This is a genomic window from Flavobacterium sp. GNP008, assembly GCF_056428965.1.
Genome location: NZ_JBWJVL010000003.1, coordinates 15130 through 39674 on the forward strand (window position 1 = coordinate 15130; position 24545 = coordinate 39674).

20 protein-coding genes are annotated in these 24545 nt (G+C 33.7%); 15 read left to right on the forward strand and 5 right to left on the reverse strand.

Features of this window, described 5'->3' with window-relative positions; translation table 11 throughout:
- Positions 1–90: 90 nt before the first annotated feature.
- Positions 91–3618, reverse strand: a complete 3528-nt coding sequence (locus AC0608_RS09490; protein WP_478288902.1) for a PAS domain-containing protein — start codon at positions 3616–3618, stop codon at positions 91–93.
- 317 nt (positions 3619–3935) lie between these two features.
- Between AC0608_RS09490 and dnaG the strand changes: the two genes are divergently transcribed.
- Positions 3936–5912: a DNA primase gene (gene dnaG / locus AC0608_RS09495; protein WP_417989512.1), complete on the forward strand. Its 1977-nt coding sequence runs from the start codon at positions 3936–3938 to the stop codon at positions 5910–5912.
- Here the strand turns inward: dnaG and AC0608_RS09500 are convergent.
- Both AC0608_RS09500 and nadE read right to left on the reverse strand, forming a co-directional pair.
- Positions 5909–6538 (reverse strand): LuxR C-terminal-related transcriptional regulator, encoded by a 630-nt coding sequence (locus AC0608_RS09500; RefSeq protein WP_417958549.1) that lies wholly within the window; start codon positions 6536–6538, stop codon positions 5909–5911. The genes dnaG and AC0608_RS09500 overlap by 4 nt on opposite strands.
- 94 nt (positions 6539–6632) lie before the next feature.
- Positions 6633–7433: an NAD(+) synthase gene (gene nadE / locus AC0608_RS09505; RefSeq protein ID WP_478288903.1), complete on the reverse strand. Its 801-nt coding sequence runs from the start codon at positions 7431–7433 to the stop codon at positions 6633–6635.
- Between the two features lie 99 nt (positions 7434–7532).
- On the opposite strand from nadE, the gene gldB reads away from it, so the two are divergent.
- The gene (gene gldB / locus AC0608_RS09510) at positions 7533–8489 is read left to right on the forward strand and encodes a gliding motility lipoprotein GldB (RefSeq protein ID WP_478288904.1); all 957 of its coding nucleotides are present in this window, start codon (positions 7533–7535) and stop codon (positions 8487–8489) included.
- Complete coding sequence (gene gldC, locus AC0608_RS09515) at positions 8489–8824, forward strand: gliding motility protein GldC (RefSeq protein ID WP_478288905.1); 336 nt, start codon at positions 8489–8491, stop codon at positions 8822–8824. The genes gldB and gldC overlap by 1 nt, the downstream gene beginning before the upstream one ends.
- Before the next feature lie 83 nt (positions 8825–8907).
- Here gldC and yihA read toward each other — a convergent pair whose 3' ends face one another.
- On the reverse strand, positions 8908–9522 hold the full coding sequence (yihA, locus tag AC0608_RS09520) for a ribosome biogenesis GTP-binding protein YihA/YsxC (protein WP_417958545.1): 615 nt from the start codon (positions 9520–9522) through the stop codon (positions 8908–8910).
- A gap of 32 nt (positions 9523–9554) precedes the next feature.
- Positions 9555–10328, reverse strand: coding sequence for an alpha/beta fold hydrolase (locus tag AC0608_RS09525; protein WP_417958544.1), 774 nt, complete (start codon positions 10326–10328; stop codon positions 9555–9557).
- 379 nt (positions 10329–10707) lie between these two features.
- Here AC0608_RS09525 and mraZ point away from each other — a divergent pair, with 379 nt between their 5' ends.
- From mraZ to ftsA, 12 genes are all read left to right on the forward strand, one after another.
- Positions 10708–11181, forward strand: coding sequence for a division/cell wall cluster transcriptional repressor MraZ (gene mraZ / locus AC0608_RS09530; protein WP_478288906.1), 474 nt, complete (start codon positions 10708–10710; stop codon positions 11179–11181).
- Positions 11156–12064: a 16S rRNA (cytosine(1402)-N(4))-methyltransferase RsmH gene (rsmH, locus tag AC0608_RS09535; RefSeq protein ID WP_478288907.1), complete on the forward strand. Its 909-nt coding sequence runs from the start codon at positions 11156–11158 to the stop codon at positions 12062–12064. The genes mraZ and rsmH overlap by 26 nt, the downstream gene beginning before the upstream one ends.
- Positions 12065–12070: 6 nt before the next feature.
- Entirely contained in the window at positions 12071–12418 is a 348-nt protein-coding gene (locus tag AC0608_RS09540; protein WP_417958541.1) for an FtsL-like putative cell division protein, read from the forward strand.
- Positions 12409–14412 carry a PASTA domain-containing penicillin-binding protein gene (locus AC0608_RS09545; protein WP_478288908.1) on the forward strand — a complete coding sequence of 668 codons (2004 nt, stop codon included), beginning with the start codon at positions 12409–12411 and terminating at the stop codon, positions 14410–14412. Before AC0608_RS09540 ends, AC0608_RS09545 begins: the two co-directional genes overlap by 10 nt.
- The gene (locus tag AC0608_RS09550) at positions 14409–15872 is read left to right on the forward strand and encodes a UDP-N-acetylmuramoyl-L-alanyl-D-glutamate--2,6-diaminopimelate ligase (RefSeq protein WP_478288909.1); all 1464 of its coding nucleotides are present in this window, start codon (positions 14409–14411) and stop codon (positions 15870–15872) included. The genes AC0608_RS09545 and AC0608_RS09550 overlap by 4 nt, the downstream gene beginning before the upstream one ends.
- A 101-nt stretch (positions 15873–15973) precedes the next feature.
- Positions 15974–17203, forward strand: a complete 1230-nt coding sequence (mraY, locus tag AC0608_RS09555; RefSeq protein WP_478288910.1) for a phospho-N-acetylmuramoyl-pentapeptide-transferase — start codon at positions 15974–15976, stop codon at positions 17201–17203.
- A gap of 1 nt (position 17204) precedes the next feature.
- Positions 17205–18536 carry a UDP-N-acetylmuramoyl-L-alanine--D-glutamate ligase gene (murD, locus tag AC0608_RS09560; protein ID WP_417958537.1) on the forward strand — a complete coding sequence of 444 codons (1332 nt, stop codon included), beginning with the start codon at positions 17205–17207 and terminating at the stop codon, positions 18534–18536.
- Positions 18537–18606: 70 nt separating this feature from the next.
- Positions 18607–19896, forward strand: a complete 1290-nt coding sequence (locus AC0608_RS09565) for an FtsW/RodA/SpoVE family cell cycle protein (RefSeq protein WP_478288911.1) — start codon at positions 18607–18609, stop codon at positions 19894–19896.
- Positions 19897–19924: 28 nt separating this feature from the next.
- On the forward strand, positions 19925–21028 hold the full coding sequence (murG, locus tag AC0608_RS09570) for an undecaprenyldiphospho-muramoylpentapeptide beta-N-acetylglucosaminyltransferase (protein ID WP_478288912.1): 1104 nt from the start codon (positions 19925–19927) through the stop codon (positions 21026–21028).
- A 42-nt stretch (positions 21029–21070) separates the two neighbouring features.
- Positions 21071–22420, forward strand: coding sequence for a UDP-N-acetylmuramate--L-alanine ligase (gene murC, locus AC0608_RS09575; protein WP_478288913.1), 1350 nt, complete (start codon positions 21071–21073; stop codon positions 22418–22420).
- Positions 22407–23129 (forward strand): cell division protein FtsQ/DivIB, encoded by a 723-nt coding sequence (locus AC0608_RS09580; RefSeq protein ID WP_478288914.1) that lies wholly within the window; start codon positions 22407–22409, stop codon positions 23127–23129. Before murC ends, AC0608_RS09580 begins: the two co-directional genes overlap by 14 nt.
- A 6-nt stretch (positions 23130–23135) precedes the next feature.
- The gene (ftsA, locus tag AC0608_RS09585) at positions 23136–24518 is read left to right on the forward strand and encodes a cell division protein FtsA (RefSeq protein WP_417958532.1); all 1383 of its coding nucleotides are present in this window, start codon (positions 23136–23138) and stop codon (positions 24516–24518) included.
- Positions 24519–24545: the final 27 nt, after the last annotated feature.

The window sequence follows — 24545 nt, forward strand, 5'->3', positions numbered from 1 at the left end:
TATAATAGATTACGATTAATTTATTTTAATTTGAATAAGAATAGGTTTGGTATTTTTAATGACCTTCAGTAGCTGATTCTTAATTATTTATTAAAGTGTTTTAATAATTTGTAAAGGAAACTCCATAGTTATTTTAGTTCCTTTTCCTAACTTGCTCTCTAATCGTATAGAGCCAGAATTTTTTTCTATAAAAGTTTTTGCTATATAAAGGCCTAGTCCCGTACCTTGTATTCCATCAGTGTTACTCGCTCTAAAAAAAGTATTAAATAGTTTTAGTTGATCTTCTTTAGGAATACCTATGCCAAAATCAATAATTTCTAGATAAATTACATTTTCTTTAGTGAAAAGATTAAGTGTTACATCTTCACGTTCTTCAGAGTATTTAAAAGCATTATTTAATATATTGAAAATAGAATATTCCATTAATTTTTTATCAGCATTAACAGTGAAAACATTGCCTATAAAATTTGTTATTACCTTAGGATGATTTACTTTGTCGATATAGTAGATGTCTATTACTTCAAGGCAAATTTGTTTTAAATCGAATAGTACAGGATTAAAATCCGTTTTTCCGGAATCTTCTTTTGAAATTGTCAATACCGCATTCATTAATTCAACTATTCTATCAATTTCTTCAGTAATTATAGTAACTCGTTTTTGTAAACGATCCCCATTTACTAAATTCTGATTTTCTAAATACATAGAAATTAACTCAGCACTAGTCCTTATAGTAGTCATAGGAGTTCTGAATTCATGCGAGATAGTTGAAACTAAATTGGTGCGTAATTCATTTAGTTCACGTTCTCGTGTCAATGTATTTATGATTATTCCTTCGGCTTCTTTTTGTTGAGTTATATCACGACTACTGGATTGAAATCCAATTGTAATATCATTATCTGTTATAATGCTAGCCTTAATTTCTAACCAAAGATAATCCCCTTTTTTAGTTAAAAATCTACATCGTACGGGCTCATCTATTTTTTTTTCAAGGAAGTTGTAAAATTTCTCTAGCAGTTCTTTTAAATTTTCTGGATGTACATAATCTAAAGGTGATTTGCCTATTAACTCTTCAGGCGTATAGCCTAAGAGTTTTTTTATGGAGGGAGAAATGTATTGAAAAGTAGTGTTCGGATTATGTACACAAACTAAATCGACTGTATTATCTGCTAATAAGCGATACATGTTTTTGGCTTCGTTAAGCTGAATAGTTTTATTTTTATTTTTTTCCTCTATTAATAATTTATTTTCCTCTTCGATTTTTTTTCTTTCTGTAATATTAATAATTTGTGGAATATAATGCTGAATTTCGCCAATATTATTTCTTACCAAAGAAACGGATAAATGCACCCAAACTAATGATTTGTTTTTATGGATATACCTTTTTTCCTTACTGAAATTCGATATTTCTCCTAAAACTAATTTTTCTTTATTCGCTAAATCTTCAGCTAAATCTTCAAAATAGGTAATTTCTTCAAATGTAAATGTTTTAAATTCTTCTCTAGAATACCCTAACATTTCACACAAGCGATCATTCACTTCTATCCAATAACCATCAATATCAACGATAGCCATGCCCACAGCTGAATGTTGAAAGGCTCCTTTAAATTGCTCTTCACTTTGTTGCAATTCATCTTTTAATTTTTTTTCTTTGGTAATGTCTTGCATGGCACCAATTACACGATTGGCTTTTCCTTTTTCATCTCTGATAATTACAGCTTTATCATTTATATAAGCATATGTGCCGTCAGATTTTAAATAGCGATATTCTGTTGACCATCTATTGTTATCGCTATTTAAGGCATTTGTAAGCGATTCAATATAATATTCTTTATCTGATGCGTGAACAAAGTTTTGGTATTCTTTTACTTTTATAATATTGTTCTCAAATTGATGTCCAAAAAAACCAGAGTAACTTTCTCCTACAAAAATTTCATCTGTCGCTATATTCCAATCCCAGAGCGCATCAGATGTGGCTTCACTAGAATATGTAAAGCGTTCTTTACTTATTTTTAAAGCATCTTCTGCATTTTTTTGTCCGGTAATGTCATTAAAAGAACATATTATATACAGTAATTCATCATTGTTGTCAAAAACAGGTATTGCATCAACCAATAACCAAACTAAATCGTTATACAACGGGCGATGTACTCCCATTACAATATCATTTATTGGTTTTAATTCTTTTACTGCGCGAGGTACTGGATGTTCCTCTGCTGTAAAATCAGATCCATCAAGATGAATAACTTTCCATTGATCATCAAATGATGTTCTTCCAAGCAATTGATCTTCAGTGAGACCAAGCATTTTACATGCAGCTTTGTTATTTTCTAATATTTCAGATTGCTTTCCTTGAACCAGAATACCTACAGCCACGTTATGAATAATACTTTTGGTGAGTTGTCGACTTTTAAGAATGTCTTCTTGAATCCTTTTACTTTCTGTAATGTCAATACCAAAACCTACCATCATTTCAAGAGTTCCATCTTCACGAAATACCGGTGTTAATTTTCGGGTGTGATTTGTTATTTGACCATCGAGACTTACAATTGTATCTTCCCATTCTATAAGGTTTTTAGATTTTAATGCCTCTAGAAATTTAAGCCGTCTGTTTTGTGCAAATGCTAAACTTCGTCCGGTATGTTCTGCATATTCAAAATCATTTTTCCCTATAATATACTTTCTTAGTTCATCATTTTTAATGGCGGCTGGATTTAGATACGAGTATCTATAATCACTGTCAAAAACAGCAACGTCAGTAGGAAGTCTGTCTAATATTTTTTCATAAAACTCTTTTTGAATTACAATTTTTTGTTGTGCTTCAACATATTCAGTGATATCCCTACAATTCCCAACATAAATTTTTTCACGATCTTTTATTAATAGTTTCAAACTCGTTGCATGCCAAACATAATGCCCGTCTTTATGTAAAACTCGGTAGGTCATTTCGTTGGTAACTCCTGTTAAATCGATTGCATTAAAAAGCGCAACAATCCTTTCTACGTCATCTGGGTGTAAGAATAAGAGGTTTTTTTTTCCTATGACCTCTTGGGGATCATGGCCTAAAAGAGTTGTCCAGTTTTTAGAAACATAAGTGATTATTCCATCGGAATTAATTGCATAAATAATTTCTTTTGAATTTTCAATAAAGGAATTAAATTGAGTTTCTTTGGCATTAATTTCTTTTTCTAAAATATAATTTTGTTGCCATAATTTGATCGTAGCTTGAATTTGTGAAACGGAATAATCTAATGTTTTTAATTCTGTTTCGGATAGTTCTTTGGCATTAGAATCCATGATGCAAAGCGTTCCTATGCAATCCTTATTGTTGCTAGATATAGGTAATCCAGCTAAAAATGAGAGATTATTTAATATAGTGTTGTTATCTGGACTTACATTTATATCGGGAAAGATACAAATCCTGTTTTTTCTAACTATTTCGTCATTGTAAAGCTGTAAACCTTTAGGAATAGTAGATGTATAATCTAAGCCTATTTTAGCAATAAAAGAGGGTGTGTCAGTTTTAGTCAGTGTAATAGCAACAAAAGGAACTTTACACAGTTCTGCTATAAACGATAGGATAGTATTTAATTCTTGTTGAAGATTTTTATTGTTAAACAAAATGGATTAGTTTTTTTATTTAGAATTAATGATGCCAATTTACCTGTAATAATGGTTTGTAAACAATAAATTAAATGCTTTATTAGCAATCGAATGTGCAAAATAACGCTTATTTTATTGTAAATAAAAATGTATCAATTGTTAATAATGGATTTAAAAAAAAGAAACATAATTTTCAGTAACTTTTATCGGGCATTAGTACCATAATTTTAAGAATTACAACTGTAAAACATTGTTCTTTTTATTGTATTTTAATTGTTTTAATGAATAATTAGTCTAACTAAACGTTGTAACTTTGGATTTTTAAAATAAATAAATTGATTTCAAAAGCTACAATAGATACTGTTTTCGAAACTGCTCGAGTAGAGGAGGTAATTGGTGATTTTGTACAATTAAAACGTGCCGGAAGCAACTGGAAAGGCTTAAGTCCATTTTCTGAAGAGCGCTCTCCGTCCTTTATGGTTTCACCTGCCAAAGGAATTTGGAAAGATTTTAGTTCTGGAAAAGGAGGGAACTCTGTGGCTTTTTTAATGGAGCACGAAAAGTTCACCTATCCGGAGGCGATTCGCTATTTGGCCAAAAAATACAATATCGAAATTGAAGAAACAGAGCAAACCGATGAAGAAAAAGCCAATACTGATGTTCGGGAAAGCATGTATTTGGTCTCGGAATTTGCAAAAATCTATTTTCATGATACACTTTTAAACTCCGAAGAGGGTAAAGCTATTGGGTATTCTTATTTTAAAGAACGCGGTTTTACGAATGAAACCATAAAGAAATTTGGATTGGGGTATTCTCCTGAAACTTGGGATGCTTTTACAAAAGAAGCTTTGGGTAAAGGATACAAATTAGAGTTTCTCGAAAGTACAGGTTTGACAATTGCACGAGAAGACAGGCCTTTCGACCGTTTCAAAAGCCGTGTAATGTTTCCAATACAAAGTATGTCTGGAAGAGTACTTGGTTTTGGAGGTCGGATTTTGACCAACGATAAAAAAGCCGCAAAATACCTAAACTCCCCGGAGAGCGAAATTTACCATAAAAGTAAAGTGCTGTATGGTATTTTTCAAGCCAAACAATCAATCGCTAAGTTGAATAATTGTTATCTGGTTGAAGGATATACAGATGTGATCCAGTTCAATCAATCTGGAATTGAAAATGTAGTTGCCTCTTCCGGTACTGCATTAACACCAGATCAAATCCGATTGGTCAATAGATTGACAAAGAATATTACCGTTCTTTTTGACGGGGATGCTGCCGGTTTGCGCGCTTCTATCCGAGGAATCGATTTAATTCTTGAAGAAGGGATGAATGTAAAAGTATGCACATTTCCTGACGGAGAAGATCCGGATAGTTTTGCTAAGAAAAATTCTTATGAAGATTTAGTATTGTACTTGGAGAACAATGCAAAAGATTTTATTCAGTTTAAAGCCTCGCTTTTGATGAATGAAGCCAAGAATGATCCAGTAAAAAAAGCGGATTTGATTCGGGATATGGTCGTGAGTATTTCTAAAATACCGGATAGAATTCAAAGAGAAATTTACATTCAGGAATGTTCTCGGATTATGGATATTTCGGAACAAGTTTTATTAAGTACTTTAGCGCAATTAGTTCAAAAAGATGTTGCTGAAGTTGGGAAAAAACAAAAACAAGAACAAAAAGCTTTTGAAATTGTAAAAAATGAAGACCCAATTGAAGCTGAAAAAGTAGATATTTTATATCGATTAGAAAGAAAAATAATTGAGATTCTTTTACTTTATGGAAATAAAAATGAAGAGTTTGAAGATACTTTTTTAAAAACAAATAGCGAAGGGGAGATCGAAACCCTCACAGAAAAAAAAGAATATAAAGTATACCAACGAATCTATCTGAGTTTACAAGAAGACGAGGTTGAATTGGCAAATCCATTATTTCGAGACATATTTAATGATTTAATTAATTATTATCATCAAAATGAGCGTTTCACTTTAGAACAGTATTTGATGCACCTGAACGCTGACTTTGCGCAAGAGGTAACCGATATTTTGATGGAAGATGAGCGGGTTGTTTTACACGATTGGGTGGGACAGAATATTTTTCCGAAATCAAAAAATGATACGATAGGGCAAGATGTTTCAGAAACTATTTTAACCTTGAGATGGTATTTAGTGGGTAAAATAATCGAAGAATTAAAAAGCTCTCTGTCATCTGAACCAAATTCAGATAACACAGAGCCTTTGTCAATGGTAATGGACTATAATACACTAATCCATTCTTTTTCTAAAAAATTAGGAAGGGTAATGTCTAGATATTACTAAACAATTTCTAATTTTTTAGCTTTGTCTACTAAATCCACAAGATTAGTAACATTTAATTTTGTAAGCAAACGCAATTTGTAGGTACTAATCGTTTTTTCGTTAAGGTTTAAAATATCAGCTATTTCATGATTCTTTTTTCCTCCGCTTAAATAACGTAATACTTCTACCTCGCGATTAGATAGTTTACGATACAAGCGCTCACTCTTACTTTGTTTCGCAATCAAGGCTAAGTTTTTCTTTACGGTTTCATTCATGATTATCTTGCCTTGGAAGACTTTGATAATTGAAATACCTAAAGTTTCTAACTTTTCTGATTTATGCACAAAGCCAGATACTCCGGCTTTTATGGCATTTGGCGCATAAATCTGTTCTGAAAGCCCACTGAAGATAATGATTTTTGTTTTTGGAAAATTTTTCAAGACCGCTTTGACCTCAAAAATACTGGAAAGACCTTCCAGCTCCAAATCTAATACTAATACATCAATGTCTTTTGTTTGAAGTATATCCCGTACCATCAAGAAATTGCCCACATTGGCAACTATTGAGATGTCTGCATTATCTTTAAAATAAGATTTTACTCCAAAATGCACAACAGGATAATTATCGGCTATACATACTTTAATCATAATTTTAAATTTTTAGAATTGTTTGTAATTGGAAATGTAAAATTAATAAATAAATTCTGTAATTAATTGTAAATCAATATAAAATGTTGTTACTTTATTCTTTTGTAATTAAACAAACGGGAATTGCTCTCATCTTATGTTGATTGACGGTGTTTAATCGTTTGTAAGTTTCAAAAACAATTTTTTCTCTACCTGAAAAATTATCAGCAGAGTTTCCAGATTCATCCTTTAACATCGCCCATTCTAATTCATCATAACTAGCTCCTAATTGTTGCTCATCAGTTCTGTCATCACCAAATAATCCATCTGTGGGACTTGCTTCTAAAATAGATTTAGGGATTTTTAAATAATTTCCTAAAAGATAGACTTCAGATTTCATTAAATCTGCAATTGGACTTAAATCTACTCCACCGTCACCATATTTTGTGTAAAATCCTACACCAAAATCCTCCACTTTATTGCCTGTCCCAGCCACCAATAGACCGTGAATGCCCGCTAAGTAATACAATGATGTCATCCTCAATCGAGCACGTGTATTGGCAAGGGATAGATGTAATTTTGCTGTATCAGAATCATCAGGTACGGCTTTTTTGAAAGTTTCAAACACAGTAGTCAAATCAGTTACGATACTCGTTACATTAGGATATCTTTTTTTTAACTGTTCAATATGTTCTCGTCCACGGGTTACATGACTTTTGGCTTGATGTATGGGCATTTCTACACACAATACTTTAAATCCTGTTTGGGCGCAAAGTGTGGAGGTGACTGCTGAATCGACTCCACCGGAAATGCCTATTACAAATCCATTTACTTTTGCATTTTCAGCATATGTTTTTAACCAGTTTACAATTTGAGTATTTACTTTTTCAACTTGGATTGTACTTTTTTTAGTCATAATAGTTTAGGTATTAAAACCAGGAATGTATATTTGCAAAATCAATTCGTTATGCATTGGTTTCCTAGGATTCTTTGGTAACAAATTTAATTAATATATATGAAAAAATATCTGTTTCCTGTAGTCTTTTGTCTCTTTATTTTGTCTTGTGATAAGAAAAATAAAGTTGAAAGCACCGTAGCAGCCATTCCTTTGGATATAAAAGTAGAGCGTTTTGATAAAATATTTTTTGAAACTGCACCGCAGGATTTAGAGAATGTAAAAAAACAATTTCCATTTTTTTTTCCTGTTGGAAATGATGACAGTGTCTGGTTGAATAAAATGCAAGATCCCATTTGGAGGGAATTATATTCAGAAGTTCAAAAAAAATATACTGATTTTGAACCTGTAAAAATTGAGTTAGAACTTCTTTTTAAACATATCAAATATTACTTTCCACAAACAAAAACGCCAAAAATAATTACTATAATATCTGAAATGGATTATAATAATAAAGCTATTTATGCGGACAGCCTCGTGATCGTTTCACTTGAATTGTATTTAGGAAAGAATCATAAGTTTTATCAGTTTCCCAACTATTTAAAACAAAATTTTGAACAAAGGCAAATTGCTCCAGATGTGGTTTCCAGTTTTTCCATACGTAAAATCCCCGCTGTAACGGACAAAGATTTATTGAGTCAAATGATTTATCATGGAAAGCAATTGTATTTAAAAGACTTACTTTTGCCGGACTATACGGATGCTGAAAAAATGGGCTATACTCCGGAACAAATAATATGGTGTCAAGAAAATGAGAGCTATATGTGGCGTTATTTTATTGAAAAAGAAATGCTGTACAGCAATGATCAAAAATTAATCCCACGATTTATTAATTCAGCCCCATTTTCTAAATTTTATTTGGAAATCGATAATGAATCCCCAGGACAAGTAGGAGCCTGGATAGGTTGGCAAATCGTACGATCGTATGCTAAGAATAATGAAGTGCCTGTTGCTGATTTACTTCAAAAAAGTGCCAAAGAAATATTTGTTAAATCAAAATACAAACCCAAAAAATAATGTCAGATAAAAACACATCAGAAATTAAATTTCTAATTGAATTAGACGAAAATCGTGTTCCGGAAAAATTAATGTGGTCCGCTCAAGACGGCGGAGTTAAACTAGAAGAGGCTAAAGCCATCATGTTGTCGATTTGGGATAGTAAGGCTAAAGAAAGTATGCGAATTGATTTATGGACCAAAGATATGCCAGTTGATGAAATGAAAATTTTCTTTCATCAGACTTTAGTAGCGATGTCCGAAACATTCAAACGTGCTACAGATGATGAAAAAATGGCGGACACTATGAAGGATTTCTGTGATTATTTTGCCGAAAAATTGGAGTTGACAAAATAACTGGTACCAAAAAATCCCAAAAATTAAATTATTAATTTTTGGGATTTTTTATTTAACTCTAAGATAAGTCGGTTTTTTAAAAACTAGCTGTTGTTTTTGAAGACTTCTTGATTTACTTCGTCTATATAACTCAATAATTCCTCTTTACCAGTAGATTCAGTAGCTGAGGTCACAAAATAGTGAGGCATTTCGGCCCAGTTATTTGCAAACATTTTCTTTTTGTATGCAGCAACATGTGAATCTATTTTTACTTTACTAATTTTATCAGCTTTGGTGAAAACAATACAAAAAGGAATTTCGCTTTCTCCCATATAGGACATGAATTCAATATCGATGGTTTGCGCTTCATGTCGAATGTCAATCAAAACAAAAGCACACACTAATTGTTCTCTGGTTTCAAAATAATCAGTGATGAATTCCTGAAAAATAGATTTTGTTTTTTTAGAAACTTTAGCGTAGCCATATCCAGGTAAATCGACTAGAAACCAATTGTTATTAATCAAAAAATGATTAATAAGTTGAGTTTTTCCAGGTCTTCCAGATGTTTTTGCTAGTTTCTTCTGGTTCGTTATCATGTTTATCAATGAGGATTTTCCAACATTTGATCTACCTATAAAAGCATATTCAGGCAAAAAGTCTTTAGGACATTTAGTTACATCAGAATTGCTGATAACAAATTCGGCGGTATTAATTTTCATTTTTTAGGGGTATAAAATTCTCCTTTTTTAGTTTAGTGTACGGCTAAATGGGTATGGGTTAACCAGTCTTCTAGTAATCGATTAAACTCATCAGGATGTTCCATCATGGCCGCATGCCCGCATTTGTCAATCCAGTATAAGGTAGAATTGGGTAGTAATTTATTAAACTCTTCTGCGACATCCGGTGGAGTAACTTTGTCATTTTTTCCCCAAATAATGCAGGTTTGAACATGCATTTTTGGCAAATCTTTTGCCATATTATGACGAATAGCGCTTTTGGCAATTGTCAGTGTTTTTATCAATTTTATCCTGTCATTTACAGATTCGTATACCTCATCAATAAGTTCCTTGGTAGCTACTTTTGGATCAAAAAATACATCTTCCGCTTTTTTCTTGATATATTCATAATCGCCTCTTTTGGGATAACTGTCACCCATGGCACTTTCGTAAAGTCCTGAACTACCGGTAATAACTAAACCCGAAACTTTTTCTGGATACATTTTAGTATGGTACAAGGCAATGTGACCTCCCAATGAATTTCCTAAAAGTATTACACGTTCTAAGCCTTTGAATGTGATAAAATCCTTAACATATTTTGCGAAACTTTTTACATTCGTTTTCAAAATATTTTGAGTGTATATTGGTAAGTCTGGGATGATTATTTTATATCCTTTCGTAGAAAAGTAACTAGCAACAGCGTCAAAGTTGCTTAGTCCTCCCATCAGTCCATGCAAGATGACTATTGGGGTTCCCTCTCCAGCTTCATAATAACTGTATCTACCTTCTTTTTTATAGTATTTTTCCATTTTTTTGAATCCAGATTTTCAATTTTGACAAATATAGGATTTAATATATAAAAATGAATTTTTACAACAATTTTTAATTGTAAAATTCTCTTAGTTTGTTTATGAATAGAATGGTTTTTTTGAATTAAAATAGATTATTTTAATTCGTTTTAATCTTTATTCATACTCTTTAAAAGACAAAAAAACTTCTGTTTTATTGTCTTTTTTTTATAACATTATGTTTCTTACAAATTAAACAAACTAGAGCTAATGTTCTGACTGTACATAAATTAAGGGTTTTTATCTAAAAGTGGTTAAACTTATTAACAAAGTGGTATATAGTGGTAAATTGTGGTAATATTTTTTATATTTTTGCTTTATATCATTTAATACTTTTTGCTTGGATACAATTGTTGGGACATATGAATGTAAAGTCGATGCTAAAGGAAGGCTGCTTATACCAGCGCCCTTAAAAAAGCAGTTGGCAGCTTCACTTCAAAACGGGTTCGTTTTGAAGCGTTCCGTTTTTCAGCCTTGTCTGGAATTATATCCGATGCAGGAATGGGATTTGATGATGCAAAAAATTAATAAACTAAATCGGTTTGTTAAGAAAAACAATGACTTCATTCGCAGGTTTACCGCTGGAGTCAAAGTAGTTGAAATTGATGCGTTAGGGCGATTATTAGTGCCGAAGGATCTAGTTGCATTTGCTAGTATACTAAAAGAGGTAGTGTTTTCATCAGCCGTAAACATCGTAGAGATTTGGGACAAAGACTTGTACGAAAAATCAATAAGTGGTGAAGATGTTGATTTTGCTGACTTAGCTGAAGAAGTAATGGGAAATATAAATGACGACGACAATGGAATATCATAATCCGGTTTTGCTTCAAGCATCAATAGATGGTTTAAATATTAAGCCTGATGGCATTTATGTAGATGTAACTTTTGGTGGCGGCGGTCATTCAAAAGAAATTTTGAAAAGACTTGGACCAAATGGGAAATTATTTGCTTTTGATCAAGACGAAGATGCTTTGGCAAATGCTTTACCAGACGAAAGATTTACACTTATTAATGAGAATTTTAGATTCATAAAACGTTTTTTACGCTTTTATGGGGTAAAAAGTGTGGATGGAATTTTAGCTGATTTGGGAGTATCCTCACATCAATTTGATGTTGCTGAAAGAGGCTTTTCTACTCGTTTTGATGCAGGATTGGACATGCGAATGAGTCAGAAAAATGATTTAAACGCCTTTCGAGTGGTAAATGAGTATGATGAGGAAAACTTAAAAAGAGTCTTTTTGGATTACGGCGAATTGAAAAACGCACCTGCTTTGGCGCGAACAATTGTAGAAGCCAGAAACGAACAGCCCATCAAGACAACAGATGAATTGAAAGCCGTTTTAGCGAAATATTTGCCGGAAAGAGTTAGGAATAAAATATTGGCACAAATCTATCAAGCTATCCGAATTGAAGTAAATCAAGAAATGGATGTTTTGAAAGAGTTTTTGGAGCAATCATTAGAGGTGTTAAATCCTAATGGGAGATTAAGTGTAATTTCATATCATTCTTTAGAAGACAGATTAGTAAAAAGGTTTGTAAAAAATGGCCTGTTTGAAGGAGAGCCGGAACGAGATTTTTTTGGTAATTTTTCAGTCCCATTTAAAACTATTGGAAAATTAATTGTACCTGATAACGCGGAAATAAAAGATAATAATAGAGCAAGAAGTGCTAAGTTAAGAATAGCTGAAAAGAGATAATTAGTGATGAAAAACGGAGTTTACAGCCTATTAAAAGCAAAATTTCTTATAGATGATGACGCTGTTAAGAACTGGCGTTTTATTGTTTTTATAATTCTTTTGGCGATTGTTATGATCGCAAATACACAACGATTTGAGCAAAAAGTTTTCATGATTGTTGAGTTAACAAATAAGGTCAAAGAATTGCGTTCAGAGTTTGTGGACAGGCGTTCTGAACTAATGAAATTGAGAATGGAGTCTACAGTCTCTGAAAAAATGATAGAGAAAGAAATTTTTCCGTCAACAGTTCCGCCAACAAAAATTAAAGTTAAAAAAGAAAAAGAGAAAAATATCTTAGACAAAATATGGCAATAGAAGATAAATACATATCCTACAGAATTTATCTGGTAGCTTTTGTCATTTTTTTGATGGCCATTGCTATTGCTGTAAAGTTGACAAATATCCAATGGGTTGAAGGGGATTACTACAGGAAGTTAGCTAAAGAAAGAACGGTTAGAAACTTTGTAATTCCTGCTAATAAAGGAAATATTTATTCTGCGGATGGAAGTCTTTTGGCTACTTCTATTCCGAATTATGAAATACGTTTTGATGCTGTTACTCCAAGACCTGAAGCATTCGAAAAAAATGTAAAGTTATTATCCGATTCATTGGCTTTGGTTCTGGGTAAATCATCCAGTTTTTTTGAAAACGAACTTCGAAAAGCCAGAGCAAATAAAAATAGATACTACCTGATAGCCCGTAATTTGAGCTATACTCAATATTTTAAGATCAAAGGTTTTCCATTGTTTAATTTGGGAGCTTATAAAGGAGGAATTATAATAGAGCAAGAAACTGTAAGGGAACATCCCATAGGTAAAATTGCTGAGCGTACCGTGGGTTATGAGCGAACGTCTAACGGTGAGTCACTAGACGGTAAAGGTATCGAATGGGCCTTTAGAAAATACCTGAATGGGAAAGATGGCAAGATTTTAAAGCAAAAAATTGCAAAAGGGCAATGGAAACCCATTCGTGACATTAATGAAGTAGATCCACAAGACGGCTATGATGTCATCTCAACAATAGATGTTTATGTTCAGGATATTGCACATCACGCGTTGCTAAAACAGTTGGAATTGTATCAAGCGGATCACGGTTGTGTGGTAGTTATGGAGACTAAAACAGGGCACGTAAAAGCGATTTCAAATTTAGGAAGAGCAAAAGACGGAACTTACTATGAAACAACAAATTATGCAGTAGCGGAATCTCATGAACCAGGATCTACCTATAAATTAGCAGATTTAATGGCTCTTCTTGAAGATAAAAAAGCAGATACCAGTACTGTTTATGATAGTAAAGGGGGAATAATTGTTTATTCTGGAAAAAAAGTACGGGACTCTCATGAAGGAGGTTATGGTAAAATCTCATTAGCAAGAGGTTTTGAGGTTTCGTCGAATACAATTATGGTTCAAGCAGTTTATGATAACTATAAAAATAACCCTTCACAGTTTGTAAATCATCTTAATAATTTTGGACTAAACAAGCCATTGGGACTTTCGATTAAAGGGGAAGGAAAGCCCTATATACCGCAACCAAGTGATAAGAATTGGTCAAATATTTCGCTTCCGTGGATGGCTTTTGGATATGGTGTTTCTATTACACCTATGCAAACATTGGCATTTTACAATGCAGTAGCCAATGACGGAGAGATGGTTAAACCTCAGTTCGTCTCTGAAATTAAAGAATGGAACAGAACTATTAAGAGATATGAGAAAGAAGTTTTAAATCCTCGAATTTGCTCGCCAGAAACCATTTTAAAACTAAAGGCAGTTTTAGCCAATGTTGTAAAAAAGGGAACGGCTTCGAAATTATATTCTAAGGATTTTTCGATGGCAGGAAAAACTGGGACAGCGGCTGTGAATTACGGAAAGGCTGGTGGAGTTGGAAAATATTATGCTTCGTCTTTTGTGGGATACTTCCCCGCAGATAAACCGATGTATTCTTGTATAGTAGTAGTGCACAAGCCCAGTACTGCACTTAATAATTATTATGGTGCAGACGTAGCAGGCCCAGTTTTTAAGAGGATTGCACAAAAGATTTTTACTGATGCTCCGTCGACCAATGAGATAAAAAACTTAGACAGAAAAATTCCAAAACAAGAGAGCAATTACGATTCGTATTTTGTTATCACTCAAAATAAGCAACAACTTATTCCCAATTTGAAAGGTATGTCAGGAATGGATGCCGTCGCATTATTGGGTAATTTAGGAATGAAAGTAAAAATTATCGGTGTTGGGAAAGTGAAAAAGCAATCGCTTCAAGCCGGACAGAGTTTAGTGAGAAACACAACGATACTATTGGAATTATCATGAGTATACTAAAAGACATATTGTATAAAGTAGCTATCGAAAGCGTAAAAGGATCGACGGATATTGCAATCAACACCATTGATTTCGATTCCAGAAAAATCGGAATAAATGATGTTTTTGTCGCTATTCGTGGCTCTATTTCGGACGGTCATGATTTTATAAATAAAGCAATTCAGCAAGGTGCAGTAGCAGTTGTATGTGATGCCCTTCCTACAGTTATTGAAAAAGGAATCACTTACGTTCTGGTAAAAGATACGAATTCAGCGGTAGCATTTATGGCTGCAAACTATTTTGGAAATCCATCTCAAAACTTGAAATTGGTTGGTATTACCGGAACCAATGGTAAAACGACCATTGCTTCTTTGTTGTATCAATTGTTTAAAAAGGCAGGTTTTAAAGTTGGATTACTTTCCACTGTAAAAATAATGGTTGATGAAAAAGAATATAAAGCGACACATACCACACCTGACTCGATTACGATAAATCATTTTTTGAGTGAAATGGTAGACAATGGTGTTGAATATTGTTTTATGGAAGTGAGTTCTCATGGAATTCATCAAAAAAGAACCGAAGCATTGCATTTTGTAGGGGGTGTTTTTACCAATTTGTCTCACGATCATTTGGATTATCATCCTACGTTTGCAGAATACAGAGATGTTAAAAAATCATTTTTTGATAATTTATCAAAAAATGCCTTTGCATTATCCAATATTGATGATAAAAATGGGCAAGTAATGTTGCAGAATACTGCAGCAAAAAAATTGACCTATGCTTTAAAATCATACGCCGATTATAAAGCACAAATCTTAGAAAATCAATTGTCCGGATTGTTGCTAAAAATAAATGGTAATGATGTTTGGGTAAAACTTATAGGAACTTTTAATGCCTATAATTTATTAGCCATTTACGGTACTGCGGTTGAATTAGGAATGGAAAGCCTTGAAGTATTAAGATTAGTATCTGATTTAGAAAGTGTTTCGGGACGTTTTCAATTTATTGTTTCGGCTTCAAATATCACTGCTATCGTAGATTATGCCCATACGCCGGATGCTTTAGAAAATGTACTAAAGACCATCAATGATATTCGTACCAAAAATGAACAACTAATCACTGTTGTAGGCTGCGGAGGTAATAGAGATAAAGCAAAACGTCCAATCATGGCTGGTATTGCCAGTGATTTGAGTGATAAAGCTATTCTTACTTCAGATAATCCTAGAAACGAAGATCCTGAGGTAATTATCAGTGAAATGGAACAAGGAGTTGCACCTCAAAATTATAAAAAAGTCTTGGCTATTACGGATAGAAAGCAAGCCATAAAAACGGCTTGTCAATTGGCTCAGCCGTATGATATCATTTTAATAGCAGGAAAAGGACATGAAACCTATCAGGAAATAAGTGGAATTCGTCATGATTTTGATGATATGAAGGTTGTGAAAGAGCTGTTAGATCAAATAGGAAAGTAAGTGTTTAAAAAAGATGATTTGATTCTTTGTTTAGTCAAATAGTTTCAAAATCAATAGTTTCAAAATTAACAATTCAACGATTAACCAAATAAACAAACTGTATGCTGTATTATTTATTTGAATATTTAGACAAAATAGTAGATGTCCCGGGAACAGGTGTATTTCAGTACATTACTTTTAGATCAGCACTTGCATTCTTACTATCATTGCTTTTGTCTACCATTTATGGAAAAAGAATAATCAGTTTTTTACAAAGACAGCAAGTTGGTGAAACAGTTCGAGAGCTTGGATTAGCTGGGCAAAATGAAAAGGCAGGTACCCCAACGATGGGAGGATTAATCATTATTTTCGCAACCCTTGTGCCCGTTTTTCTCTTTGCAAAACTGCATAATATTTATATAGTTTTGTTGATTGTTACCACACTTTGGATGGGAACTATAGGCTTTATCGATGATTATATTAAAATCTTTAAAAAAGATAAACAAGGTTTAAAAGGTATTTTTAAAGTGGTGGGTCAAGTAGGTTTAGGATTAATAGTTGGTACTGTTTTGTACTTTCATGCAGGTGTTACTATTCGTACAGATGCCTCAACTTCGGATGTTTTTAAAACGCCAACGAGCACAGTCGTAGTGCCTGCGCCAATTGAAGAAAAATCGACTGCTACAACAATTCCTTTCTTTAAAAATAATGAATTTGATTACGCCGAATTATTGGCTTGGACTGGGGAGGGATATGAAAAATGGGCTTGGTTAATTTTTATTCCAGTAGTAATTTTTATCATTACTGCTGTTTCTAATGGGGCTAATTTAACAGATGGAATTGACGGATTGGCTGCTGGTACTTCAGCTATTTCGGTCCTTGCTTTGGGGATATTTACATTCGTTTCGGGAAATATTATTTTTTCCAATTATCTGAATATAATGTACATCCCTAGTTCTGGTGAAATGACGGTTTTTATTGCCGCATTTGTTGGGTCATTGATCGGGTTTCTTTGGTACAACTCTTATCCTGCATCAGTATTTATGGGAGATACTGGGAGTTTAACAATAGGTGGGATTATTGCAGTTTTGGCGATTGCAGTTCGTAAGGAAATGTTGATTCCTCTTTTATGCGGAATTTTTCTTGTCGAAAATTTATCAGTAGTGCTTCAAGTCAGTTATTTTAAATATACCAAGAAGCGCTTTGGCGAAGGCAGAAGAATATTTCTAATGTCACCTTTACATCATCATTATCAGAAAAAAGGGTATCACGAAAGTAAAATTGTTACTCGATTTTGGATTGTAGCTATTATGCTGGCCATATTGTCAATTGTTACTTTAAAATTAAGATAATATGAGACTAGTTATTTTAGGTGCCGGTGAGAGTGGTGTGGGTACCGCTATTCTGGGCAAGAAAAAAGGATATGATGTTTTTGTGTCTGATTTTGGAAAAATAAAAGAAAATTACAAAGAGGTTCTTATCATAAATGGAATAGCTTGGGAGGAGGAAAAGCATACAGAGGATTTGATACTGAATGCAGATGTGGTTATGAAAAGCCCTGGAATTCCGGATACATCTCCAATAGTGAAAATGCTTTTAAAAAAAGGAGTTTCAGTAATTTCAGAAATTGAGTTTGCGGCCCCTTTTACTGAGGCAACAATTATAGGAATAACGGGGAGCAACGGTAAAACAACGACTACCATGCTCACACATCATTTGCTAAAATCGGCAGGATTGAATGTAGGCTTAGGAGGAAATATTGGAAAGAGTTTTGCCTGGCAAATTGCAGATAATAAATACGATTCGTATGTGCTGGAGTTGAGTAGTTTTCAACTGGACGGAATTGTAAATTTCAAACCGCACATTGCTATTATTACCAATATAAGTCCAGACCATTTGGATCGCTATGATTACAAATATGAAAATTATATTGATGCAAAATTTAGAATTACGACGAATCAAACAGAGGAGGATTATCTCATTTATGATGCAGATGATGAAGCGATAAACCAATGGTTCTTAACACATACCACTAAAGCAAAATTAATTCCTTTTTCATTGAATAAAGTTTTCAGCGAAGGAGCATATATAAAAAATAATAAAATGGAAGTAAAGATTAATCAAGAAGAGTTTATAATGGACACAGAACACATAGCTTTAGAAGGAAAACATAATATGAAGAATGCAATGGCAGCAACCTCTGTGGCAAAATTGATGCAAATAAGAAAGGCTACAATTCGCGAAAGTCTGTCTAATTTTCAAGGTGTAGAACATCGTCTGGAGAAAGTTTTGAAAATCCAGAACGTTCAATATATTAATGATTCTAAAGCGACGAATGTAAACGCTACTTTTTTTGCTTTAGATAGCATGAATACCCCTACGGTATGGATTGTGGGTGGTGTTGATAAAGGAAATGATTATAATGAATTGATGTCACTGGTTCGTGAAAAGGTGAAAGCTATTATTTGCTTGGGTGTGGATAATAAAAAAATTATTGATGTTTTTGGGAATGTGGTCGATATGATGATTGAAGTTTCTTCAATGAATGATGCGGTAAGAATGGCCCAACGATTGTCAGAAAAGGGAGATACTGTTTTATTGTCTCCTGCTTGTGCCAGTTTTGATTTATTCGAAAGCTATGAAGACAGAGGAAAGCAATTTAAACAAGCCGTTAAAAATCTATAAAAGGGTTTCGTAGTTTAAGGTTGCTCTACACTAACTTTTAAACGTAATGAAACTTTAAACCAAAATTAAAATGAAACAACTAATAAACAATTTAAAGGGAGATAAAGGGATTTGGTCATTTGTGGCCTTATTAGCCTTGTTTTCGTTTATGCCTGTTTTTAGTGCAAGTAGTAATTTAGCGTATATAGGTCAAGGAAACGGGAATACTTTGGGGTATTTGGTGAAGCACATCGTACATGTATGCATTGGTTTTACTATAATCTTTATGGTTCATAAAGTGCCGTACCACTATTTTAAAGCCGTTTCTAAAGGAGCTTTGTATATTGTTTGGGTATTATTAGCTTACACATTAATAAAAGGTACAGTAATTGCCGGTGCCAATGCCAGTAGATGGATCCAAGTACCGTTTATAGGTGTTACGTTTCAAACCTCTACATTGGCCTCCATGGTATTGTTTATTTTTGTTGCCCGATATTTGTCTAAAACAAGAGTAGTTCCTATTACATTTAAATCCTCTGTTTGGGAACTTTGGATACCAGTTTTTGTTACGTTACTATTTATTTTACCGGCGAATTTTTCAACAACTGCATTGATTTTTTCAATGGTATTGATGTTGGTTTTTATTGGTAAATACCCGTTGCGTTATATCGGAATCGTTGTGGGTTCCGGAATAGTATTTCTGGCTTTTTTCATACTCATTTCTAAAGCTTTTCCAGATTCTAAATTTTTTAGCAGAGTAGGTACTTGGGGAAATAGAATTGAAAATTTTACAACCGACAAACCGGATGAGGACGATTATCAAATAGAAAAAGCGAAAATTGCAATAGCCTCTGGGAAAATTTACGGTTTAGGTCCTGGGAAGAGTATTCAAAAAAACTTTCTGCCTCAGTCTTCCTCGGATTTTATTTTTGCCATTATCGTTGAAGAATATGGGCTTATAGGAGGTTTTGGAGTCCTGGCATTGTATCTATTATTACTGTTTCGATTTGTTATTGCTTCGCACAAAGCCAATTCGTTGTTTGGTAAGCTAGTAGTAGTGGGATTGGGTTTTCCCATGATATTCCAGGCAATGGTGAATATGGCCGTTGCTGTAGAATTATTACCCGTTACAGGACAAACATTACCTCTAATTAGTAGTGGTGGAAGTTCAATCTGGATGACTTGTTTTGCACTTGGAATCATTATAAGCGTTACAAAAAAGGAAGAAGAAATTGCGCAGGAATTGAAAGAAAACGCTAAAAGAGAAGAAGCACTTCAAAAATTAATAGACAGGGAATTAGAAGAGGAAGAGGTTATAACAGAAAATTATTCAATAGAAGACAAAGCGATGAATCCGATGCGTGCGGTTTTAAATAAATAAGGTGTTTAGAAAATTAGAAATCAGTATTATGAAACAGTATAAATTCATATTGAGTGGCGGCGGAACGGGTGGACATATCTATCCTGCAATAGCTATTGCAAATGAATTAAAATCTCGTTTTCCAGATGCAGAATTCCTTTTTGTAGGTGCCAAGGATAAAATGGAGATGCAAAAAGTACCTCAGGCGGGTTATAAAATTATAGGGCTATGGATTGCTGGATTACAAAGAAGGCTAACATTTGATAATACACTTTTTCCAATAAAATTAATTAGCAGTTTATTGAAGGCTAGAACAATAATTAAACAATTTAAACCAGATGTGGTTATAGGTACCGGAGGGTTTGCCAGTGGTCCGTTGTTGCAAATAGCAGCAATTGCTGGTGTACCAACAATAATTCAGGAGCAAAATTCATATCCTGGAATTACTAATAAGTTGTTGAGCAAAAATGCAAACAAGATTTGTGTTGCGTATGAAAATTTGGAAAGATTTTTTCCAAAACAAAAAATGATTGTGACAGGAAATCCAGTACGTCAGGATTTAATTGATATTGACAGTAAAAGAGAGCAAGCAATACGCAATTTCGGTTTAGACTCCAAGAAAAAAACGCTTCTCGTATTAGGAGGTAGTTTGGGTGCAAGAAGGGTGAATCAGTTAATAGCAAAAGAAGTTTTGACTTTTGCGGCTCATAATGTTCAAGTGATTTGGCAATGTGGAAAGCTGTATATTGAAGATTACAAGCGTTTTGAAGAACATGAGAACATTCAGATTCATTCGTTTATCGATAGGATGGATCTGGCTTACGCTGCGGCGGATATTGTTATTTCAAGGGCAGGGGCCTCTTCAGTTTCGGAATTATGTATCGTTGGGAAACCAGTAATTTTTATTCCGTCGCCCAATGTGGCAGAGGATCATCAGACTAAAAACGCACAAGCAATACTAGATAAAAAAGGAGCTCTATTGCTTAAAGAATCAGAGCTTGATTCGCAATTTAGCTTGGTATTTGAATCCTTGCTGAAGGATCAGGAAAAGCAAAACCAACTGGGAGAAAATATTAAACAGTTAGCCAGGCCAGAAGCAACAAAACAAATTGTTGATGAAATTATAAAATTAGTTGAAAGTCGGAAGTCTTAAGGGCAAAAAAACGGTAGGCTCAATGCCATTAATAATATTGATATGAACTTGAATCAAATACATAACGTTTATTTTATAGGAATCGGAGGAATCGGGATGAGTAATCTAGCTCGTTATTTTAAGAGTTTGGGAAAACAAGTTTCGGGGTACGATAAAACCCCTTCGCCTCTTACGAATGAATTAATAGAAAGTGGTATTTCAATTCATTTTGAAGACAATATTAATGCGATTCCTAAAAATTTTTACATAGAAAATACTTTGGTAATTATTACACCGGCTGTTCCTAAGACACATTCGGAGTGGAATTATTTTTTAGAAAGAGATTTTCAAGTAAAAAAACGAGCAGAGGTATTAGGAATTATTACAAAAGACACTTTTTGTTTTGCAGTTGCTGGTACACATGGAAAAACGACAACTTCAGGGATTTTAGGTCATATTTTATATGAAAGTGGTGCTGATGTTACCGCTTTTATTGGTGGAATAGTCGAAAATTATAATTCTAATTTGATAGGAAACGGGAAAACAGTTACGGTTGTTGAAGCGGATGAATTTGACCGTTCATTCCTGCATTTGCATCCCAATATTGCATGTATTACCTCTATGGATGCAGATCATCTAGATATTTATGGCACCAGTGAGGCTATTGAGGAGTCTTTTATTGAATTTGCTTCTAAAGTAGAGGATAAGCGCCAGCTTTTCATCACTAAAGAATTGCCATTAGAAGGGATAACGTGTGCTGTAAACGAAGATGCTGTTTACAAAGCGTTCAATGTTAGAATAGGAAACGGTAGTTATGTTTTTGATGTGCAAACTCCCACAGAGACAATCAAAGATTTACATTTTGGATTACCAGGAAGGCATAATTTAATGAATGCGTTAATGGCTATTGCAATGGCAAATTTATTCGGCACCCCAACCGATGCCATTGCAAAAGCTATTGCGTCTTTTAAAGGGATAAAAAGAAGGTTTTCGTATCAGATAAAAACAGATACTAAAGTTTATATTGATGATTATGCGCATCATCCTACGGAGATAAGCGCAGTATATCAAGCAGTTAGGGAACTATATCCTGGTCAAAAAGTGTTAGCAATTTTTCAACCGCATTTATTTAGCAGAACCAAGGATTTTGCTGATGATTTCGCCAGAAGTTTGTCCGCTTTTGAGGAAGTAATTTTATTAGATATATATCCGGCTCGTGAATTACCTATGGAGGGCATAGATTCACAATGGCTGATGGATAAAATGACAAATAATAATAAGAAAATTGTTGCTAAAAATAATTTAATTCAAACAATTTTGGCAAGTGAAGCAACAGTTATTGTCACAATTGGAGCCGGAGATATTGGAGAATTAGTACCATCAATTAAAAAAGCACTATATGAAACTCTTTAATTGGACAAATATTCGATTATTATTAATGTTTGTATTGGTTGTTTTTCTTTTTTCTTTCACGACAAAACGAAATGAAAATCGAAAACTGACTAAATCAGTTGTTATTTTTGTAGGAGATGACGCTCCTTTTATGAGGCAAGAAACGGTTAATAAATTGTTAATAGAAAATAATAAAGAGGCATCCAGCATTGAAAAAGTTAATTTAGATTTGAACAAGCTGGAAACTGTCCTTGATTCACAAGAAATGATTGAAAAGTCGGACGTATTTGTGAGTATTGATGGCGTGTTGAAAGCCGTGGTAAAACAAAAAACTCCTATTGCTAGAGTTTTTGAAGGGGAAGATTCCTTTTATATTGATTATAAAGGAAATAGAATGCCTTTGTCAACAAATTTTACAGCAAGGGTTCCACTTGTTTCAGGGGGAATAAATAAAAAAAACACCGAAGATTTAACTGCTTTATTTCGCACAATCTATGACGATCCTTTTTTGAAAAGAAACATTATCGGAATTGAAATTATGCCAAATGGAAGTTTAAAAATGCACAACAGAAATTTTGATTACCAAATAGATTTTGGTACACTATTGAATGTGGAGCGTAAATTTAAAAATTATAAGGCTTTTTTTCAAAAAGCAGTTTTAGATAGTTCGTTGTATAAATATAAGAAAATTGACCTCCGATTTACGGAACAAGTAGTTTGCACTAAATAATAGATAATGGAAAAAGAGAATATTGCAGTAGGTCTAGATATTGGGACAACTAAAATAGTTGCCATGATAGGCAAGAAGAATGAATATGGTAAACTAGAAATTTTAGGTGTTGGTAAATCTAAAAGTCTAGGTGTGGCAAGAGGCGTTGTTAATAATATTACTCAAACCATCCAATCAATACAACAAGCGATACAAGAGGCCGAAAATAATTCAGGCTATAAAATAAAAGATGTAGTAGTGGGGATTGCGGGACAGCATATTCGTAGTATTCAACATACAGATTACATTAGCAGACACAATCCAGAAGAAGTAATAGGAGGAAATGATATCCAGCTTTTAATTGATCAAGTAAATAAATTAGCCATGTTGCCGGGGGAAGAGATAATACACGTTTTGCCCCAAGAATTTAAAATTGATGGGCAATCTGAAATCAAAGAACCGATAGGAATGTATGGCGGAAGGTTAGAGTCTAGTTTTCATGTTGTAGTGGGGCAGGCTTCATCGATTCGTAATGTGGGAAGATGTATTCAGAGTTCAGGTATTGAATTGTCAGGTTTGACATTGGAACCATTGGCTTCAGCTGATGCTGTTTTGAGTCAGGAAGAAAAAGAAGCAGGTGTCGCATTGATAGATATTGGGGGTGGAACAACAGATTTGGCCATTTTTAAAGATGGGATTATTCGTCATACTGCGGTAATTCCTTTTGGAGGGAATGTCATTACAGACGATATTAAGGAAGGATGTTCTATTATTGAAAAGCAAGCTGAATTATTGAAAGTCAAATTTGGATCAGCTTGGCCAGGAGAAAACAGGGACAACGAAATTGTTTCTATCCCTGGATTAAGAGGTAGAGAGCCAAAAGAGATTTCGTTAAAAAATCTTTCTAAAATAATTCATGCCCGTGTGGTGGAGATCGTGGATCAAGTTTTTACGGAAGTAAAAGCCTATGGACATGAAGATCCTCGTAAAAAACTAATAGCAGGAATTGTTCTTACTGGTGGTGGTGCCCAATTGAAACACATCAAACAGTTAGTGGAATACATTACTGGAATGGATACTAGAATTGGATATCCAAATGAACATTTGGCAGGAAATTCTGATGAGGAAATTTCAAGTCCTTTGTACGCAACTGCAGTTGGATTAGTGATGAAAAGCATTGAGAATAAAACACAAAGTGCTATACGAATGGATGCTGTAGAACAGCCTAAAGTTCCAGTTTATAGACCAACAGTCGTTCAGACTCCCGTGTATGAATCTGCTGAAAAAGGAGAAGAACAGGAAGACCAGAATGCAAATGAGAAGCAAAATTCTACTGTGAACAGAATACAACGAAATTTCTTTGATCGCTATGTCGATAAAATTAAAGATTTTTTGGATAATGCAGAATAAGGGCAAAGCCCAAAAAAATAGGAGAAT

Coding starts and splice junctions, on each gene's coding strand:
- gldB (WP_478288904.1), top strand. CDS start 7,533: ATGAAAAAATATCTGTTTCCTGTAGTCTTTTGTCTCTTTATTTTGTCT.
- mraY (WP_478288910.1), top strand. CDS start 15,974: ATGCTGTATTATTTATTTGAATATTTAGACAAAATAGTAGATGTCCCG.
- AC0608_RS09580 (WP_478288914.1), top strand. CDS start 22,407: ATGAAACTCTTTAATTGGACAAATATTCGATTATTATTAATGTTTGTA.
- AC0608_RS09525 (WP_417958544.1), bottom strand. CDS start 10,328: ATGGAAAAATACTATAAAAAAGAAGGTAGATACAGTTATTATGAAGCT.
- AC0608_RS09565 (WP_478288911.1), top strand. CDS start 18,607: ATGAAACAACTAATAAACAATTTAAAGGGAGATAAAGGGATTTGGTCA.
- murG (WP_478288912.1), top strand. CDS start 19,925: ATGAAACAGTATAAATTCATATTGAGTGGCGGCGGAACGGGTGGACAT.
- murC (WP_478288913.1), top strand. CDS start 21,071: ATGAACTTGAATCAAATACATAACGTTTATTTTATAGGAATCGGAGGA.
- AC0608_RS09500 (WP_417958549.1), bottom strand. CDS start 6,538: ATGATTAAAGTATGTATAGCCGATAATTATCCTGTTGTGCATTTTGGA.
- ftsA (WP_417958532.1), top strand. CDS start 23,136: ATGGAAAAAGAGAATATTGCAGTAGGTCTAGATATTGGGACAACTAAA.
- gldC (WP_478288905.1), top strand. CDS start 8,489: ATGTCAGATAAAAACACATCAGAAATTAAATTTCTAATTGAATTAGAC.
- AC0608_RS09540 (WP_417958541.1), top strand. CDS start 12,071: ATGAAAAACGGAGTTTACAGCCTATTAAAAGCAAAATTTCTTATAGAT.
- yihA (WP_417958545.1), bottom strand. CDS start 9,522: ATGAAAATTAATACCGCCGAATTTGTTATCAGCAATTCTGATGTAACT.
- nadE (WP_478288903.1), bottom strand. CDS start 7,433: ATGACTAAAAAAAGTACAATCCAAGTTGAAAAAGTAAATACTCAAATT.
- AC0608_RS09550 (WP_478288909.1), top strand. CDS start 14,409: ATGAGTATACTAAAAGACATATTGTATAAAGTAGCTATCGAAAGCGTA.
- rsmH (WP_478288907.1), top strand. CDS start 11,156: ATGACGACGACAATGGAATATCATAATCCGGTTTTGCTTCAAGCATCA.
- AC0608_RS09545 (WP_478288908.1), top strand. CDS start 12,409: ATGGCAATAGAAGATAAATACATATCCTACAGAATTTATCTGGTAGCT.
- murD (WP_417958537.1), top strand. CDS start 17,205: ATGAGACTAGTTATTTTAGGTGCCGGTGAGAGTGGTGTGGGTACCGCT.